The sequence below is a fragment of the uncultured Microbacterium sp. genome, assembly GCF_964244775.1.
In the GTDB taxonomy this organism is placed as follows: domain Bacteria; phylum Actinomycetota; class Actinomycetes; order Actinomycetales; family Microbacteriaceae; genus Microbacterium.
Genome location: NZ_CAXTJR010000001.1, coordinates 589,713 through 605,368 on the forward strand (window position 1 = coordinate 589,713; position 15,656 = coordinate 605,368).

14 protein-coding genes and 2 tRNA genes are annotated in these 15,656 nt (G+C 67.2%); 11 read left to right on the forward strand and 5 right to left on the reverse strand.

What is annotated here, in order from left to right; translation table 11 throughout:
- The first annotated feature begins 51 nt into the window (after positions 1–51).
- Both ACFE6Z_RS02845 and ACFE6Z_RS02850 read left to right on the forward strand, forming a co-directional pair.
- A complete protein-coding gene (locus tag ACFE6Z_RS02845) occupies positions 52–2,196 on the forward strand; it encodes an acyltransferase family protein (RefSeq protein WP_375384166.1) in 2,145 nt (714 codons plus the stop codon).
- Between the two features lie 40 nt (positions 2,197–2,236).
- On the forward strand, positions 2,237–2,770 hold the full coding sequence (locus tag ACFE6Z_RS02850; protein ID WP_375384167.1) for a gamma carbonic anhydrase family protein: 534 nt from the start codon (positions 2,237–2,239) through the stop codon (positions 2,768–2,770).
- Positions 2,771–2,778: 8 nt separating this feature from the next.
- On the opposite strand, the gene ACFE6Z_RS02855 is transcribed toward ACFE6Z_RS02850, so the two are convergent.
- From ACFE6Z_RS02855 to ACFE6Z_RS02865, 3 genes are all read right to left on the reverse strand, one after another.
- On the reverse strand, positions 2,779–3,876 hold the full coding sequence (locus tag ACFE6Z_RS02855) for a nitronate monooxygenase (protein WP_375384168.1): 1,098 nt from the start codon (positions 3,874–3,876) through the stop codon (positions 2,779–2,781).
- Positions 3,842–4,747 carry an alpha/beta fold hydrolase gene (locus ACFE6Z_RS02860; protein ID WP_375384169.1) on the reverse strand — a complete coding sequence of 302 codons (906 nt, stop codon included), beginning with the start codon at positions 4,745–4,747 and terminating at the stop codon, positions 3,842–3,844. Before ACFE6Z_RS02860 ends, ACFE6Z_RS02855 begins: the two co-directional genes overlap by 35 nt.
- 123 nt (positions 4,748–4,870) lie before the next feature.
- Positions 4,871–5,974, reverse strand: a complete 1,104-nt coding sequence (locus tag ACFE6Z_RS02865) for a hypothetical protein (protein WP_375384170.1) — start codon at positions 5,972–5,974, stop codon at positions 4,871–4,873.
- A 90-nt stretch (positions 5,975–6,064) separates the two neighbouring features.
- Here ACFE6Z_RS02865 and ACFE6Z_RS02870 point away from each other — a divergent pair, with 90 nt between their 5' ends.
- Complete coding sequence (locus ACFE6Z_RS02870; protein WP_375384171.1) at positions 6,065–6,652, forward strand: TetR/AcrR family transcriptional regulator; 588 nt, start codon at positions 6,065–6,067, stop codon at positions 6,650–6,652.
- A gap of 23 nt (positions 6,653–6,675) precedes the next feature.
- Here the strand turns inward: ACFE6Z_RS02870 and ACFE6Z_RS02875 are convergent.
- Positions 6,676–6,749: transfer RNA gene (locus tag ACFE6Z_RS02875), tRNA-Gly, on the reverse strand.
- 156 nt (positions 6,750–6,905) lie between these two features.
- On the opposite strand from ACFE6Z_RS02875, the gene ACFE6Z_RS02880 reads away from it, so the two are divergent.
- The 5 genes from ACFE6Z_RS02880 to clpX all read left to right on the forward strand — a co-directional run bounded on the left by ACFE6Z_RS02880 (position 6,906) and on the right by clpX (position 11,347).
- A tRNA-Pro gene (locus ACFE6Z_RS02880) sits at positions 6,906–6,979 on the forward strand.
- Between the two features lie 72 nt (positions 6,980–7,051).
- Positions 7,052–8,464 carry a trigger factor gene (gene tig, locus ACFE6Z_RS02885; RefSeq protein WP_375384172.1) on the forward strand — a complete coding sequence of 471 codons (1,413 nt, stop codon included), beginning with the start codon at positions 7,052–7,054 and terminating at the stop codon, positions 8,462–8,464.
- Positions 8,465–8,608: 144 nt separating this feature from the next.
- Positions 8,609–9,196 (forward strand): ATP-dependent Clp protease proteolytic subunit, encoded by a 588-nt coding sequence (locus ACFE6Z_RS02890; protein WP_375384173.1) that lies wholly within the window; start codon positions 8,609–8,611, stop codon positions 9,194–9,196.
- Between the two features lie 31 nt (positions 9,197–9,227).
- Positions 9,228–9,899: an ATP-dependent Clp protease proteolytic subunit gene (locus tag ACFE6Z_RS02895; protein ID WP_375384174.1), complete on the forward strand. Its 672-nt coding sequence runs from the start codon at positions 9,228–9,230 to the stop codon at positions 9,897–9,899.
- Positions 9,900–10,078: 179 nt separating this feature from the next.
- Positions 10,079–11,347, forward strand: coding sequence for an ATP-dependent Clp protease ATP-binding subunit ClpX (clpX, locus tag ACFE6Z_RS02900; protein ID WP_375384175.1), 1,269 nt, complete (start codon positions 10,079–10,081; stop codon positions 11,345–11,347).
- A gap of 52 nt (positions 11,348–11,399) precedes the next feature.
- Here clpX and ACFE6Z_RS02905 read toward each other — a convergent pair whose 3' ends face one another.
- A complete protein-coding gene (locus tag ACFE6Z_RS02905) occupies positions 11,400–13,457 on the reverse strand; it encodes a M3 family metallopeptidase (protein WP_375384176.1) in 2,058 nt (685 codons plus the stop codon).
- 92 nt (positions 13,458–13,549) lie between these two features.
- Between ACFE6Z_RS02905 and ACFE6Z_RS02910 the strand changes: the two genes are divergently transcribed.
- The 3 genes from ACFE6Z_RS02910 to ACFE6Z_RS02920 are packed head-to-tail and all read left to right on the forward strand — an operon-like array spanning position 13,550 to position 15,653.
- Complete coding sequence (locus tag ACFE6Z_RS02910) at positions 13,550–14,164, forward strand: helix-turn-helix domain-containing protein (RefSeq protein WP_375384177.1); 615 nt, start codon at positions 13,550–13,552, stop codon at positions 14,162–14,164.
- A 5-nt stretch (positions 14,165–14,169) separates the two neighbouring features.
- The gene (locus ACFE6Z_RS02915; RefSeq protein ID WP_375384178.1) at positions 14,170–14,385 is read left to right on the forward strand and encodes a hypothetical protein; all 216 of its coding nucleotides are present in this window, start codon (positions 14,170–14,172) and stop codon (positions 14,383–14,385) included.
- Positions 14,382–15,653, forward strand: a complete 1,272-nt coding sequence (locus ACFE6Z_RS02920) for an MFS transporter (protein ID WP_375384179.1) — start codon at positions 14,382–14,384, stop codon at positions 15,651–15,653. The genes ACFE6Z_RS02915 and ACFE6Z_RS02920 overlap by 4 nt, the downstream gene beginning before the upstream one ends.
- Positions 15,654–15,656 lie beyond the last annotated feature (3 nt).

Here is a 15,656-nt window from a genome sequence, read left to right on the forward strand (position 1 = left end):
GAAACATGCGGAAATGCGGGAATGCAGCGACCCACCGACTAGCGTCGAGGAGTGCCATCCGCAGACCACGAGCTCGGGCCCCAGAACCTCGGCAGCCCCTCGGCCATCGTCCCTCGAGAGCCGTCCGACCGCTCTCCGGAGCACGCCGAACCCTCGCGCTTCGTCCCGCACGTCCAGGGGCTGCGCGCGATCGCGGTGCTGCTGGTCGTGCTCTACCACTTCTGGCCGGGACGCCTGTCGGGCGGGTACGTCGGCGTCGACGTGTTCTTCGTGATTTCGGGCTTCCTCATCACCGGGCACCTCATGCGCGAGCTGACCGCGACCGGAACGGTGCGTCTGGCGCAGTTCTGGGCACGGCGCGCGCGGCGCCTGCTGCCGGCATCCCTTCTCGTGCTGCTGTTCTGTGCGATCGTGGCGGGCTCGGCGTATCTCATGCCGACCTCGGCCCTGCCCAACGAGGTGCGCGAGATCATCGCGTCGACCTTCTACGTCGAGAACTGGTACCTCGCGTTCAACTCGGCCGACTACCTCAACCACGCCGGCAACCCGACGACCGTGCAGCACTACTGGTCACTGTCGCTCGAGGAGCAGTTCTACGTCGTGTGGCCGTTGCTCATGCTCCTGGCGGCATGGATCGCGGTGAAGTGGGTCCGCGGGCGGCGGCGCACTGTGGTGCTCGTGACGCTCGGGGTCGTGAGCGCAGCATCCTTCGTCTTCTGCGTCGCGTTCACCCTCGCCAACCCTGCACCCGCATACTTCGTCACGTTCGGGCGCATGTGGGAGTTCGGCATCGGGGCGATGATCGCGCTGGTCCCCGCGCTGCGCGTGCGCAATCCGATCGCGAGCTTCGTGCTGGGGTGGGCCGGGATCATCGCGCTGCTGTACACGGCGTTCACCTTCGATGCCCAGACGACGTTCCCGGGCTACGCGGCGGCACTGCCCGCCCTCGGCGCCGCGGCCGTCATCGCGGCATCCGACACCACGCGCTGGTGGTACCCGACCCGGATCCTCTCGATCCGCCCCGCGCAGTTCACCGGCAACATCTCGTACTCGCTGTACCTGTGGCACTGGCCGCTCATCATCATCGCGCCGTCGGTGCCCTTCTGGGGACTCACGATCTACCACCGGGTCGCGCTGCTGATCGTCTGCTTCATCCTGGCGTGGCTCACGAAGCGGTTCGTCGAAGACCCCGTGCGCTCGTGGAAGGTGCTCACCTCACGACGCGCGCGTGTGACGCTGTGGTCGTCGCTGGCCGCCATGGTGCTGGTCGCGGGCACCGCCGGCGCGGCGTGGGCGATCAACGCACCCGCGTATCGCGAAGGCGTGCAGGCGATCGAGCAGCTCCGCGCCGATCCGCCGACGTGCTTCGGTGCGGCCGTGGTGCTCGACCCGACGTGTGCGGGCACTGATTTCAAGACAACGGTGCTGCCGGCTCCCGGTTTCGCCCGCGCTGATCGACCGACCGACGAGCAGTGCTTCGTGCAGCTGAACGACTCCCGTCCGGTGTCGTGCGAGTTCGGGTCGACCGATCCGGATGCGCCGCAGATCGCGCTCGTCGGCGACAGCCACGCCTATCAGCTGCTCTCGACGTTCGAGCGCATGGCCGAGCAGAACGGCTGGCATCTGACGACGTACTTCAAGGGTGCGTGCCCGTGGAACACGACGGCGCTGTCGACCGCGGGCGCGTTCGGCGATGCCTGCACCGACTGGCGCGCCGGTGTGACGACTGCACTGCAGGATGCACCGCTGGACGCCGTGTTCACCGCGGCGATCTCGAGTACGCCGTATTCCAGCGCGGGCTACGAGTCGTCGCACGCCGCAGCCGTCGCCGGATACCGCGGTGCGTGGAGCGAGGTGCTCGATCGCGGCATCCCGGTGATCACCGTTGTCGACAATCCGGCGTGGGAGACCGATCCCAACAAGTGCCTGCGCACGCGGGCGATGAGCGACTGCACGGGAGCGCGGGCCGATCTCTTGACCCAGGACGACCCGCTGCGGGATGCTGCGGCCGGCGTTCCGGGAGTGACACTGCTGGACTTCACGGACGTGTTCTGCGACGAGGAGACGTGCTTCCCGGTCGTGGGCGGCGCCAACCTGTACCGTGACCAGGACCACTTGACCGTGTCGTTCGTCGACACCCTGGCGCCGCAGTACACCGCGGCGATCAAGGCCGCCCTGGCGGCGCCGAAACCGTGAGCCGAATCAGACCGCGAGCCGCGATGAATAGGCTTCCGGCATGACCGTCGCTCCTGATTCCTCCGTGCTGTCCGTCGCGGGCCGCACCCCGCGGCTCGATCCCACCTCATTCGTCGCGCCGGGAGCGCGGGTGGTCGGCGATGTACGCCTCGCCGAGGGGGCCAGCGTCTGGTACAACGCCGTCCTCCGTGCCGACAGCGATTCGATCACCGTCGGCGCCGGGAGCAACATCCAAGACAACGTGTCGGTTCACGTCGACGCGGGGCATCCCGTCGTCATCGGCGCGAACGTCTCTGTCGGGCACAACGCCGTCGTGCACGGCTGCACGATCGGCGACGGCTCGCTCATCGGCATGGGCAGTGTCGTGTTGTCCGGCGCGGTGATCGGCGAGGCGAGCCTGGTGGCCGGGGGAGCGGTCGTGCTCGAGGGCATGATCGTGCCGGCGGGGTCACTCGTCGCGGGGGTTCCAGCGAAGGTGCGCCGCGAACTCAGCGATGAAGAGAAGGCGGGCATCGTCCGCAACGCCGAGGTCTACCGCGCGCACACCGCTCGGCACCGTGATGCGGTCACCTAGGGTGGCGTTTACAGGGTGGAGGCGAGACGGGCGAGGATTCGGGCGAGGGGTTCTGCGGTCGCGTCTCGGTATCCGGTTCCGGCCCAGAGGTGGATTCGCTCGGTGTCGCCCGCGGCGGCCCCGGCCTTGCGGATCGGAGACGTGAGGAAATGCACTGCGGGGTATCCCAAGGGTGCGGTGTGAGCGTGGCGCTCGGTGAAGCCGTTGCGTAATGCGCGGGCCGGGCGCCCGGTGAAGGCGCGCGTCACGACAGTCGCATCGAAGGCGGGGTCCGCCAGTGCAGCCTTGTGGGCCGTAGATGCGCCGGATTCGTCGGCTCGCAGAAGGACGGTGCCGACTGAGACCGCTGCGGCCCCGGCCCGCAAGGCCGTGGTGACGCCGTCGGCCGTTGTGATGCCACCGGCGGCGATGATCGGGATCTGCACGGCCGCGGCGACCGCGCCGAGGAGGTCGGCCAGAGGAATCGCGGGAGGAACCGTTCCTGGGGTGAGGGTCCCGGAGTGCCCGCCCGCTGCGGAGGCCTGCACGGCGAGCATGTCGACGCCGGCCTCCGCTGCGAGTCGTGCTTCGTCGACAGACGTCACGGTCTGGATCGTGACCGTGCCGGCCTTCCGAAACCCGGAGATGACAAGTGGTGAGGGGATGCCGAAGGTGAAGCTGACGACCGCGACAGGATCGGCGAGCATTAGGGCGACCTTTTCGTCCCACAGATCGGTGTCCTCTCTCAGTCCGATCGCGCCGAGGTCGATGCCGTAAGTGTCCGCTTCTGGTTGAAGGAGCCGGGCGTAGTCGCGGTAGTCATCCGGAGAGATCGGCACGGGGTTCGGGGCGAAGAGATTCACTGCGAATGCAAGACCGGATGCTCTCACCGTGGCGATCTGGTCAGTGAGGGTGGCGATGTCTTTGTATCCTGCTGCGACGAATCCCAGGCTGCGGGATCGGCCGGTCGCGACCACGAATTCTGAGGTCGAGGGACCACCGGCCATGGGAGCCGCGAGGACGGGGTTGCTGACTCCGAGTGCGGTCAGAGGTGAGTTCAAGGTGTCGGCGTCCTTCGATGCTGTGCGGTAGCTATTCTTCTCGCGCCTCGGGGTGATGGGCACCACGGTGGAGCTCGAAGATGCGGGCGCCGGGGGAGCCGGGCACATCGATGATCGGGCGATCGTCCATGAAGAGCCGGATGATGTGGGCGAGTTCTTCGGGATGGCTGTAGTTGATGGCGTGCGCGGCGCTGTCCAGGACGACGATCAGCACGTGGTTCTCGTCCTGCCCGGCGATCTCTTTGATGCGGTCGGGTCCGGGCAGCAGCGGATCCCGCGTGCCGAGGACGACGAGCGTGGGCACCTTCAGCTCGAGAAGGCGCTGCAGCGATGGGTACTGGGTCAGCGCACGGAACATCTTGAGGGTGCTGGGTACGCCGAATCGCAGGTAGTCGGGTGTGGCGACGCTGATCATCTTCATCGGCTCGCGCCCGCCGTCCTTCGCGAGCTGGCCGATCGCGCGCCGCAGTGGCTGATTGTGCAGGCCACCCGCCGGAGAGACGAGGACCGCTCGTTCGATCCGTTCCGGGTATTGATGGGCGAACTCGACGATCACCGGACAGCCCATCGAATTGCCGACCAGGCTGGTCTTGTCGACCCCGCGATCATCCAGGAAGCGTGCCGCCGCATGGGCCAGATCGGGAACGTCGAGGGCGACCGGCCGCGGCTTGCCGCTCCGACCGAAGCCGGGAAGGTCGGGAACGAGGGTGTGGAACTCGTCGGCGAGCAGTTCGGCGGTCGGCAGGAGGTAACGGCCGGAGAGACCGAAGCCGTGCAGATGGGTCAGCACGCGCGCGTCCGGAGGATTCGTCGACTCGCGGTAGAAGACATCCACCCCGTCGACCATCGTCCAGCGCTCGGCGAGGCCCGACTCCGACCGGCTGGGGTGCATGCGGGCACGATGCCGATACGACGCCTTCTCCGCGTTCTTCACCATCAGAGCCACTCCTCTTCGCCTGCACCCACCAGCATCCACCCGGAATGCCTCGTCCGCCACGCCCCAGCGAACCACTCGGGTCGCGGCCGTGAATCGCCCGGACAGGATGAGATGCGCCCGGGCTCAGCCCGCGGCAGCCGGAATGGGCTCGAACTCGGACTCGGGCAGGTGGATAGGCGCCTGATTGCGGAAATGCCCGAGGATGCTCAGCAGCAGCCCGGCGACGGCCCAGGCCACCAGGGTCAGCCACTGCGCCGACGTGTCGGCCGCGGGGAAGTAGCTGAGACTGCGCACGAGAGTGGAAGCCGCGCCGGGTACGAAGAACTGCCCGATGTCGCCCCACGGCCCGGCGAGGAACTGGTGGGGGAGCGTCGCCGACGAGATCGGATTGGCCACCAGGATGGTAATGATCGCCCCGACCGCGATGCCGGCCCGCCCGATGAGGGCGTTGAGGCCGACGATCAGGGCGGCCGTGGCGAACATCGCCAGACCGATCGCCAGCGCGTTGACCAGGAAGTCGCCCTGCAGAATGCCGAACCAGGGCTGCAGGATCGCCGTGACGCCGAGCCCGGCCGCGACGCCGTACACGACCAGCGCGGTCACGCGGCGCCAGGTGCCGACGACGAGGAGCGCCACGAGGATTCCGCCCAGCATCCCGCCCAGCACGAGCGGAAAGGATGCCACGGCCAGACCGGCGCCGTTGGGGTCATCCGCCGACAGCGGGACGATGTCGGAGACGCTCACCTTCACCTGAGAAGCGTCACCGCCGGCCGCGGCCACCTGCGCGGCGAGCTGCTGCTGGAGCTGGGCGGCCAGGCTCGTGAGCTGCTGTGCGACGTTCACGTTCGCGGCGCCGGCGGTGAGCACCTCGGGCACCTGACCGAGCACGATGGCCCCGTAGACGCTGCGGTCTTCGATCGCGGCGACGGCGGCATCCCGATCGACGACCTCCGTGTAGGCGAACAGACCGTCGGTCTTCTCGCCGAGCGCGGTTTCGAGCGCGTCGACCTGAGCGGCAGGCCCGCTGACGGCGATCGGCAGGTCGCGCGGGTCGGCGGTGGCGATCGGCCACACGAACGCCATCACGATCAGAGCCACGATGACCGACCCGGCCAGGCCGAAAGCGACCGCGAGAGCCCACTTGGTGTGGCGGACCGGTTCGACGGCGGGGCGCTCGTGCGCGGCGCGCCGCGTGGTTCCCGGCTGGGACGTGGATGAAGTGCTCACAGATGCTCCCTGGTGGATGTGCGATCGAGTCGTGTCCACTATACAGAATGAACGTTCTGTTTGGGAGATCCGACGTGCGATAGTAGAGGCATGCCGAGGGTCACGACCGAGTACCGAGACGCGAAGCGGGCCGAGATCGCGCGCGCCGCCATCGTCTGCATCCGCCGCAATGGCTTCGCCCGCACGACGATGGCCGACATCATCGCCGAATCAGGAGCCTCGGCGGGGTCGATCTACTCGCATTTCAGCGGGAAGGCCGACATCGCCCGGTTCGTCGCCGAACGGGCCGTCGGCGGGCAGGTCGACGCGCTGACCGAGCGGGCGCTGTCGGATCCCACGATGGATCCGCTCGCCGCGGTCGCGTTCATCCTCACCGGGCTGCAGGCGCAGCAGGTCCCGATCGAGGTGATCCTGCAGCTCTGGGCAGAATCCACGGTCGACGCAGACATCCGCGACATCGCGGGGCAGCGGCTCCGCCAGCTTCGCGACGGGATGCGGGTCGCCGTGACTCCGTGGGCCCGGCGGACCGCTGCCGATGAGACCTCGGCACTCGAGGCTGCCGATTCGGCCGCGAGCTCGATGCTCAGCATCTGCCAGGGGTTCGTGGTCACCAGCGCGATGGCCGGCCCGATCGACCCGGAAGCGTACGTTGCCGGAATCGCCGCGCTGAGCGCGTGAGAGGGCTGCGACGGCAGGGAATGTGGAGGGGCTGACGAGAATCGAACTCGCATCATCTGTTTGGAAGACAGAGGCTTTACCACTAAGCTACAGCCCCACATCCGGCGGCCTCCGCCGGGATGTGCGTACGAAAGTCTAACGGACTGATCGCACGGGTCGTGACGCCATCCGAGAACGTACCCGGGAACGCGCCCGAGGCGCGTCGGCTAGACTTCTCGGGGTCGTTTCGTGTCCGCGTACGCGCGCGACTGCCCGGGGCGTAGCTCAGCTTGGTAGAGCGCCCGCTTTGGGAGCGGGAGGCCGCAGGTTCAAATCCTGTCGCCCCGACATCACGGCCCCGAGAACCCACACCTTCAGCCGCCGCGCATGCGCGCGGAAATCAGAGGAGAACGAACAGCAATGGTGAACACCACCGTCGAGAAGCTGACCCCCACTCGGGTCAAGCTGACCATCACGGTTTCGCCCGATGAACTCAAGCCGAGCATCGCGCACGCCTACGAGCACATCGCGCAGGACGTACAGATCCCTGGCTTCCGCAAGGGCAAGGTGCCCGCGCCGATCATCGATCAGCGTGTCGGGCGCACTGCCGTGCTCGAGCACGCCGTGAGCGAAGGCCTCGACACCTTCTATCGCCAGGCGGTGGAGGCCGAGAATGTGCGCGTCATCGGCCGCCCCAATGCCGACGTCAAGGAATGGCCGAACGAGAAGGACTTCACCGGCGACCTGCTCGTCGAGGTCGAGGTCGACGTGCGTCCCGAGTTCGAGCTTCCGGCGTATGAAGGCATCACGGTCACCGTCGACGCCGCCGCGATCGACGAGGCCGCGATCGACGAGGAGCTCGACAAGCTGCGGGCGCGCTTCGGTACGCTCATCACCGTCGATCGCCCCGCATCGACGGGAGACTTCGTCGAGCTGAACCTCGTCGCCACGATCGACGGCGCCGAGATCGATCGCGCCGAGGGAGTGTCGTACGAGGTCGGCTCGGGCGAGCTGCTCGAGGGCATCGACGAGGCGATCGACTCGCTCACCGCCGGTGAGGAGACGACCTTCCGCTCGACCCTGATCGGCGGCGATCACGCCGGGGAAGAGGCCGAGGTCGCGGTCGTGGTGACCGCGGTCAAGGAGCGCGAGCTGCCTGACGCCGACGACGACTTCGCTCAGATCGCGAGCGAGTTCGACACGATCGCCGAGCTCCGCGAAAGCCTCACCGAGCGCGTCGACCAGCAGTCGGTGTTCACGCAGGGCTCGCAGGCACGCGACCGATTCATCGAGGCGCTCCTCGACCTCGTCGAGATCCCCGTCCCGCCGCAGCTCATCGAAGACGAGGTCCACACGCACCTCGAGGGCGAGGGGCGCCTGGAGGACGACGTGCACCGCGCCGAGGTCACCGAGGCCAGCACGAAGCAGTTCCGCACGCAGATGATCCTCGACGCGATCGCCGAGCGCGTCGACGTGAAGGTCTCGCAGGACGAGCTCACGCAGTACCTCATCCAGTCCGCCGCGCAGTACGGCATGGCGCCGCAGGAGTTCGTCGACGCGATCCAGCAGAACGGCCAGCTCCCGTCGCTGGTGGGGGAAGTGTCGCGCAACAAGGCTCTGGCCGTCGCGTTGGGCAAGGCCACGGTCATCGACTCGAACGGCAAGCCGGTCGACCTGACCGGGTTCGTCGCGTCCGAGGACGAGGCTGGGGAAGAGGTCGTCGAGGAGGCGCAGAAGCTCGCGGATGCTGCGGCCGACGCCGACGAGATCATCGAGGCTGAAGAAGCACCGGCCAAGAAGCCGCGCAAGAGCACCAAGAAGGCCGCGCAGTAGCCGCGACCGCACGACAGCAGAGGGGACGGATGCCGAGGCATCCGTCCCCTCTGTTCGTCGCTGATCTGCCCACGGCGAACACGGGCGGGTGGCCCGTGACGCGCCGGTAGATTCGACGCAGACGTACAACGAAACGGAGCAACAATGGCCGAACCACTGGTCGCAACGAGTGTCTTTGACAGGCTGCTGAGAGACCGCATCATCTGGCTGGGATCGGAGGTGCGCGATGAGAACGCGAACGAGATCTGCGCGAAGATCCTGCTGCTCGCGGCCGAAGATCAGGAGAAGGACATCTTCCTGTACGTGAACTCGCCCGGCGGGTCGATCACGGCCGGCATGGCCATCTACGACACCATGCAGTTCGTCCCCAACGACATCGTCACCGTCGGCATCGGCATGGCGGCATCCATGGGTCAGCTGCTGCTGACGAGCGGTACCAAGGGCAAGCGCTACATCACCCCCAACGCCCGCGTTCTGCTCCACCAGCCCCACGGCGGGTTCGGCGGAACCTCGAGCGACATCCAGACCCAGGCGCAGCTCATCATCTCGATGAAGAACCGCCTCGCCGAGATCACCGCCGCCCAGACGGGCAAGTCGGTCGAGCAGATCAACGAAGACGGAGACCGCGACCGCTGGTTCACCGCTGAGGAAGCCCTCGCCTACGGCTTCGTCGACCACATCCGCGAGCACTCCATCGACGTCATCGGCGGCGCCGGAACGACCGCGAGCTGACGGACCGAAGGCGAAAGAGAGAGATATCAGGATGAACATCCCCACCTTCGGCGGCGCTGCGCCTCAGAACCTGCAGATGCCCGGCAGTCGCTACGTCCTCCCGCAGTTCGAGGAGCGCACGGCCTACGGATACAAGCGCCAAGACCCTTACAACAAGCTCTTCGAGGATCGCGTCATCTTCCTCGGCGTGCAGGTCGACGACGCGTCCGCGGACGACGTCATGGCCCAGCTCCTCGTGCTCGAGAGCCAAGACCCCGACCGCGACATCATCATGTACATCAACTCGCCCGGCGGCTCGTTCACGGCCATGACGGCGATCTACGACACGATGCAGTACGTGTCGCCGCAGATCCAGACCGTCGTGCTCGGCCAGGCGGCCTCGGCAGCATCCGTGCTGCTGGCGGCCGGCGCACCGGGCAAGCGGCTCGCCCTGCCCAACGCCCGCATCCTGATCCACCAGCCCGCGATGGGCGAGGCCGGTCATGGGCAGGCGTCGGACATCGAGATCCAGGCCGCCGAGATCCTCCGCATGCGCACATGGCTCGAGGAGACCATGGCCGCGCACACCGGTCAGGACGTCGCGAAGGTCAACCGCGACATCGACCGCGACAAGATCCTGTCGGCTGCAGAAGCAAAGGATTACGGCATCGTCGACCAGGTGCTCACCACGCGCAAGCGCGGCCAGGCGGCCCTCACGGCGTAACGCGCACGCCCTGCATCATCGGCACCCCGTCGCTCACGCGGCGGGGTGTCGTCGTGTCTGACACCCGTGTCCACTCCTGCGTCGTCCACATGCGCGACGCAATCCAGTCCGTTGTCGGCATCAGCGGCTAGGCTCGAAACCGGCCGGGGAAACGACCCGCGGTCGGTTGGAGGAGCGTGATGGCACGCATCGGTGAGAGCGCCGACCTGTTCAAGTGCTCCTTCTGCGGGAAGAGCCAGAAGCAGGTTCAGCAGCTGATCGCAGGTCCGGGTGTGTACATCTGCGACGAGTGCGTCGAGCTCTGCAATGAGATCATCGAAGAGCGCATGGCGGAATCGGCGTCCGGTGTCGTCTCCGACTTCGATCTGCCCAAGCCGCGCGAGATCTTCTCCTTCCTCGAGGAGTACGTCGTCGGGCAGGAAGACGCCAAACGCGCCCTGTCGGTGGCCGTCTACAACCACTACAAGCGCATCCGCGCCCACGGAACCATCCAGTCTGCTGAGCAGCGGGCAGACGAGGTCGAGATCGCCAAGAGCAACATCCTGCTCATCGGGCCGACCGGGTGCGGAAAGACCTACCTCGCGCAGACACTCGCGAAGCGTCTGAACGTCCCCTTCGCGGTCGCCGACGCCACGGCCCTCACCGAGGCCGGCTATGTCGGTGAGGATGTCGAGAACATCCTCCTCAAGCTGATCCAGGCCGCCGACTTCGACACGAAGCGGGCCGAGACCGGAATCATCTACATCGATGAGGTCGACAAGATCGCCCGCAAGGCCGAGAACCCCTCGATCACCCGTGATGTTTCAGGCGAGGGGGTGCAGCAGGCGCTCCTGAAGATCCTCGAGGGCACCGTCGCATCCGTGCCGCCCCAGGGCGGTCGTAAGCACCCGCATCAGGAGTTCATCCAGATCGACACGACGAACGTCCTGTTCATCGTGGCAGGGGCTTTCGCCGGACTCGAAGACATCATCTCGAGCCGCGTGGGCAAGCACGGCATCGGGTTCGGTGCGCCGCTGCACAACAAGGGCGACGACATGAACCTCTTCAGCGAGGTGCTGCCCGAAGACCTGCACAAGTTCGGCCTGATCCCCGAGTTCATCGGTCGGCTTCCGGTTGTCGCGTCGGTCAACCAGCTCGACCAGGATGCACTCATGGAGATCCTGACCGAACCGAAGAACGCGCTGGTCAAGCAGTATCAGCGGATGTTCGAGCTCGACGGCGTCGAACTGGATTTCGACGAGGACGCACTGCGTGCGATCGCCGATCTCGCAGTGCTCCGCAAGACCGGCGCACGCGGGCTGCGCGCGATCCTCGAAGACGTCCTCGGGCCGGTCATGTTCGACATCCCGTCGGCCGAAGATGTCGCGAAGGTCGTCATCACCCGCGCCTCGGTCCAAGACGGTGAAGCCCCCACAATGGTGCTGCGCCAGAAGCGCAAAACCGCCTGACCGGCCGCGGGGCGTCAGGCCTCCTCCCCTCGACCGACCGTACGCGTAAACGTCAGTCCGCGAGGCCCCGGCGCTTCAGGAGCGGCTCGATCTCAGCATCCCGCCCACGGAAGTCGCGATAGGCCTCGAGGGGATCCTTCGATCCGCCCACGCCGAGCAGGCGGTCGCGGAATCGCTGGCCGTTCGCACGCTCCAGTCCACCGTTGTCGCGGAACCACTCGACCGTATCGGCGTCGAGCACTTCGCTCCAGATGTACGAGTAGTAGCCCGCGCTATAGCCGCCCGAGAACACGTGCGCGAAGTACGTCGACGAGTACCGGGTCGGCACGACGGGGTTGTCGAGGCCGATGTCGGCGAGGGCGGATGCCTCGAACTCGGCGACGTCGATGTCGGCGGCCGCCGCTTCGGCACCCAGCGAATGCCATGCCTGATCGAGCCACGAGGCGGCCAGATACTCGCTCGTGGCGAAGCCCTGATTGAACACCTCGGATGCTTCCAACTTCGCGAGCACCTCGGCGGGCAGCGGCTCACCGGTGTCGACGTGCTTCGCGTAATTCGCCAGCACCTGAGGCCAGTAGATCCACATCTCGTTGACCTGACTCGGGAACTCGACGAAGTCGCGGAACACGGCCGTGCCGGCGAAGTGCGGGTAGGTCACCGTGGCGAACAGGCCGTGCAGAGCATGACCGAACTCGTGGAAGAGTGTCGTGACCTCATCCAGCGTGAGCATCGTGGGCTTGCCCGGTGCGGGCTTGGGGACATTGAGGTTGTTCACCACCACGGGCGCGGTCCCGCGCAGACGCGACTGGGAGACGATCGAGTTCATCCACGCCCCGCCGCGCTTCGAGTCGCGCGTGTACAGGTCGAGGATGAACAGGCCCAGCGCGGATCCGTCGGCGTTGTGCACTTCGAACACCCGCGCGTCCGGATGGTAGGCGGTCAGGTCGTGGCGCTCGGCGAAGGTGATCCCGTACAGCTGCGTCGCCGCGTGGAACACGCCGTCCTGCAGCACGCGCTCGGCCTCGAACCAGGGCCGCAGCGCCGTGCGGTCGAGGTCGTATTCAGCCGCACGCACGCGCTCCGTGAAGTACGCCCAGTCGTGCGCCTCGAGCGGGAACGGCGCGTCGGAGGCGTCGATGATCGCCTGCAGGGCCGCCTGCTCGCGCGCAGCGTTGCGGGCCGCCGGTCCGGCGAGCCGGCGGAGCAGATCGTGCACAGCCTCGGGTGACCCGGCCGTCTCGTCCGACGTGACGTACGCCGCGTGCGAGTCGTAGCCGAGAAGGCTCGCGCGCTCCGCCCGGAGACGCACGATCTCCAGGCACACGGCGCGGTTGTCGTGGGCGCCGCCGCGCGAGCCGCGCGAGCGTGAGGCATCCATGATCCGCCGGCGACTCTCGCGATTCGTCAGCGTCGAGAGGTAGGGGTGTCCCGTGAAGAGGGTGAGGGTGACGACGTACTTGCCCTCGAGGTCGCGGTCGACGGCGGCCTGCGCGGCGGCGGACAGTTCGCCTTCGGTGAGGCCGTCCAGGTCGGCGGCGTCGTCGAAGACCAGGGCGAGGTCGTTCGTGTCGGCCAGCAGGTTCTTCTCGAACGTCGTGGTGAGAGTGGACAGGCGCTGATTCAGTTCAGTCAGACGTTCTTTGGCTTCGTCGTCCAGCCCCGCACCCGCCTGAGACATCTCGCGGTAGTGACGCTCGACGAGGTAGCGCTGCTCGGGCTCCAGCTCGAGCGCATCGAGCTGATCGTGGATTGTCTTGATCCGCCAGTACAGCTGGCCGTCGAGCTGGATCGCGTCATTGTGCGCCGACATCAGTGGCGCGAGCGTCTCTTCGATCTCCTGGATCGCATCAGTCGCGTCGGCGGAACTGACCGTGTAGAAGGTCCGGGCTACTCGGCCGAGCAGTTCGCCGCTCCGCTCGAGTGCCTCCACGGTGTTCTCGAAAGTCGGCATCGAGCGGACGCGCGTGATGGCGGAGATCTCGGCTCGATTGTCGGCGAAGGCCTGCTCGAACGCCGGCAGGTAGTGCTCGGGACGGATGTCGCCGTACGGCGGCAGCTCGTAGGGGAGGGGGCTGGGGACGAGCAGGGGGTTGGGCGTGGCATCCGTCATACCCTCAGCGTAAACCGCGTTCGCGTGCCTGCAAACGAACGCTTGCAAAACAATACTTGCAAAGAACCGGATGCAAAGGTATCTTTGCCGGTATGGACGAGCACACGGAGACCGCGAAGCCCCTGGGACGAAACGAGCGCATTCTGGATGCCGGTGCGCTGCGCGCTCTGGCGCACCCGCTGCGTGTGCAGATCTACGACATCCTCAGCCAGTACGGTCCGCAGACGGCGAGTTCGCTGGCAAATCTGACGGGGGAGTCGTCTGGCGCGACGAGCTATCACCTGCGAGCCCTGGCAAAGCACGACCTCATCCGCGAAGTGGACGGACGCGGAACCGCGCGCGAGCGGTGGTGGGAGCGCCCCGTCGGCGGCGTTTCCTTCGCCAATCCGGAGGCGATGAAGACCCCGTCGGGACGCGCGGCGACCCAGGTCGTCATGACCGAGTTCCTGGGCCGCCGGCACCAGCAGCTGATGCAGTACGTGGCGCGCGGGATGCAGAGCGAGCCCGAGGACTGGCAGGAGGGCTCGCTCATCTCCACGGCGACTGCCCGCCTGACCTCGGAGCAGACGCAGGAACTCGCGGCCAAGATGCAAGCGCTCCTCGACGAGACCGTTGGCCGCTATCGCGACCAGCGCGGCGAGGGCGTGCGCCCCGTGTCGATGCACGTCGACGTTTTCCCACTTTCCGAGGAAGGACACCTGCGATGACGACCATGACCGCTTCACACGCGCTCCCACGCTCGCTCAGCGCGCGACCGACGACGATCGACCGCGTGCTCCTGGCGATGGCGATGAGACTAGAACGCGCCGCAGTGGCGCGCATGCAGCGCCGTGCGACCGGTGCAGTGCCGGCGCACGCACGCCGGCGTGCCGAAGATGTCCGTCGCGACGCGGCGGCGACGATGCACGCGGGCCTCCTGCCTCGATGAGCGCGGGCGTCCAGACGCGTCCGTCAGCGCCGCCCAGGCGTCCGCCGCTCGGCCGCGACTTCGGCAAGCTGTGGACGGCCGCCGCGTTCAGCAACCTGGCCGACGGCCTCGGCCGTACCGCCGTGCCGCTGATCGCCACGAGCCTCACCCGCGACCCGGTCGCTATCGCGGCCATCGGAGCCCTCGCGTTCCTGCCGTGGCTCATCTTCGGCCTGCCCGCCGGCATGCTGGTCGACCGGTTCGACCGGCGCTGGGTCATGGCCCTGGCCAACACCCTGCGCGGAGGAGTGGCTCTGGTGCTGTCGATCATGATCGTGACCGGCACCATGAAAATCTGGAGCCTCTTGGTCGCCACCCTCGTGTTCGGCATCGGCGAGACGCTCTTTGACAATGCGACCAACGCCGTGATCCCGTCCCTGGTCGAGAAGCCGGCGCTCGATCGCGCGAACGGCTTCATGCAGGCGGCGCAAGTGACGATCGACAGCTTCATCGCCACCCCGATCGCGGGCGTGCTGTTCGCCGTGTCGATGGTGCTGCCCGTGTGGATCGGCGCGGCCGGCTACATCATCCCCATAGCCTTGGCGATCTTCTTGCCACTGTCGGCCGCGCGTCCGCTGCGGCATGATCCACAGCCGCGAGACGATGGCGAGGCGCGCGCGCCGGTCAGCGCGAAGTCTGCCGCCGGGTACCTCTGGCACCACCACTACTTGCGCGTCATCGTCGTGTTCACATCGATCGTCGGCTGCGCGTTCTCGTTCGCACAGGCGCCCACGATCCTCTACTTCCTCGACACGATGCACGTCCAGCCCGCAGCGATCGGATTCGTGACGGCCGGAGTCGGTATGGGTGCGCTCGGCGGGTCGCTGACGGCCCCCGCCCTGGTGCAGCGCTTCGGTCGAGGGGCGGTGATGCTCTGGGCCAACATCGCCGCCGGGCTGTTCCTGATCGGCCTGGCGTTCGCCCCCGAGGTGATCACCGCGGTGATCGCCTACGCGGGCATGGCGTTCGCCGTATCCACCTGGAACGTGCCGTGGGGGGCTCTCCGTCAGACGATCGTGCCCGGCGAGATCTTCGGCCGCGTGCTCGGCATCATCCGGTCGTTCACGTGGGGTCTTTTCCCGTTCGCGACGCTGCTGGGCGGATTTGTCGCGCGCATCGATCTACGGCTGCCGTACCTCATCGCCGCGGTGGTGACGCTGGTCGCCACCGCGATCGCCACACGGCTGATCCTGAAGGCATCCACCTTCACCGGGCCGCTCGCGGACTGACAG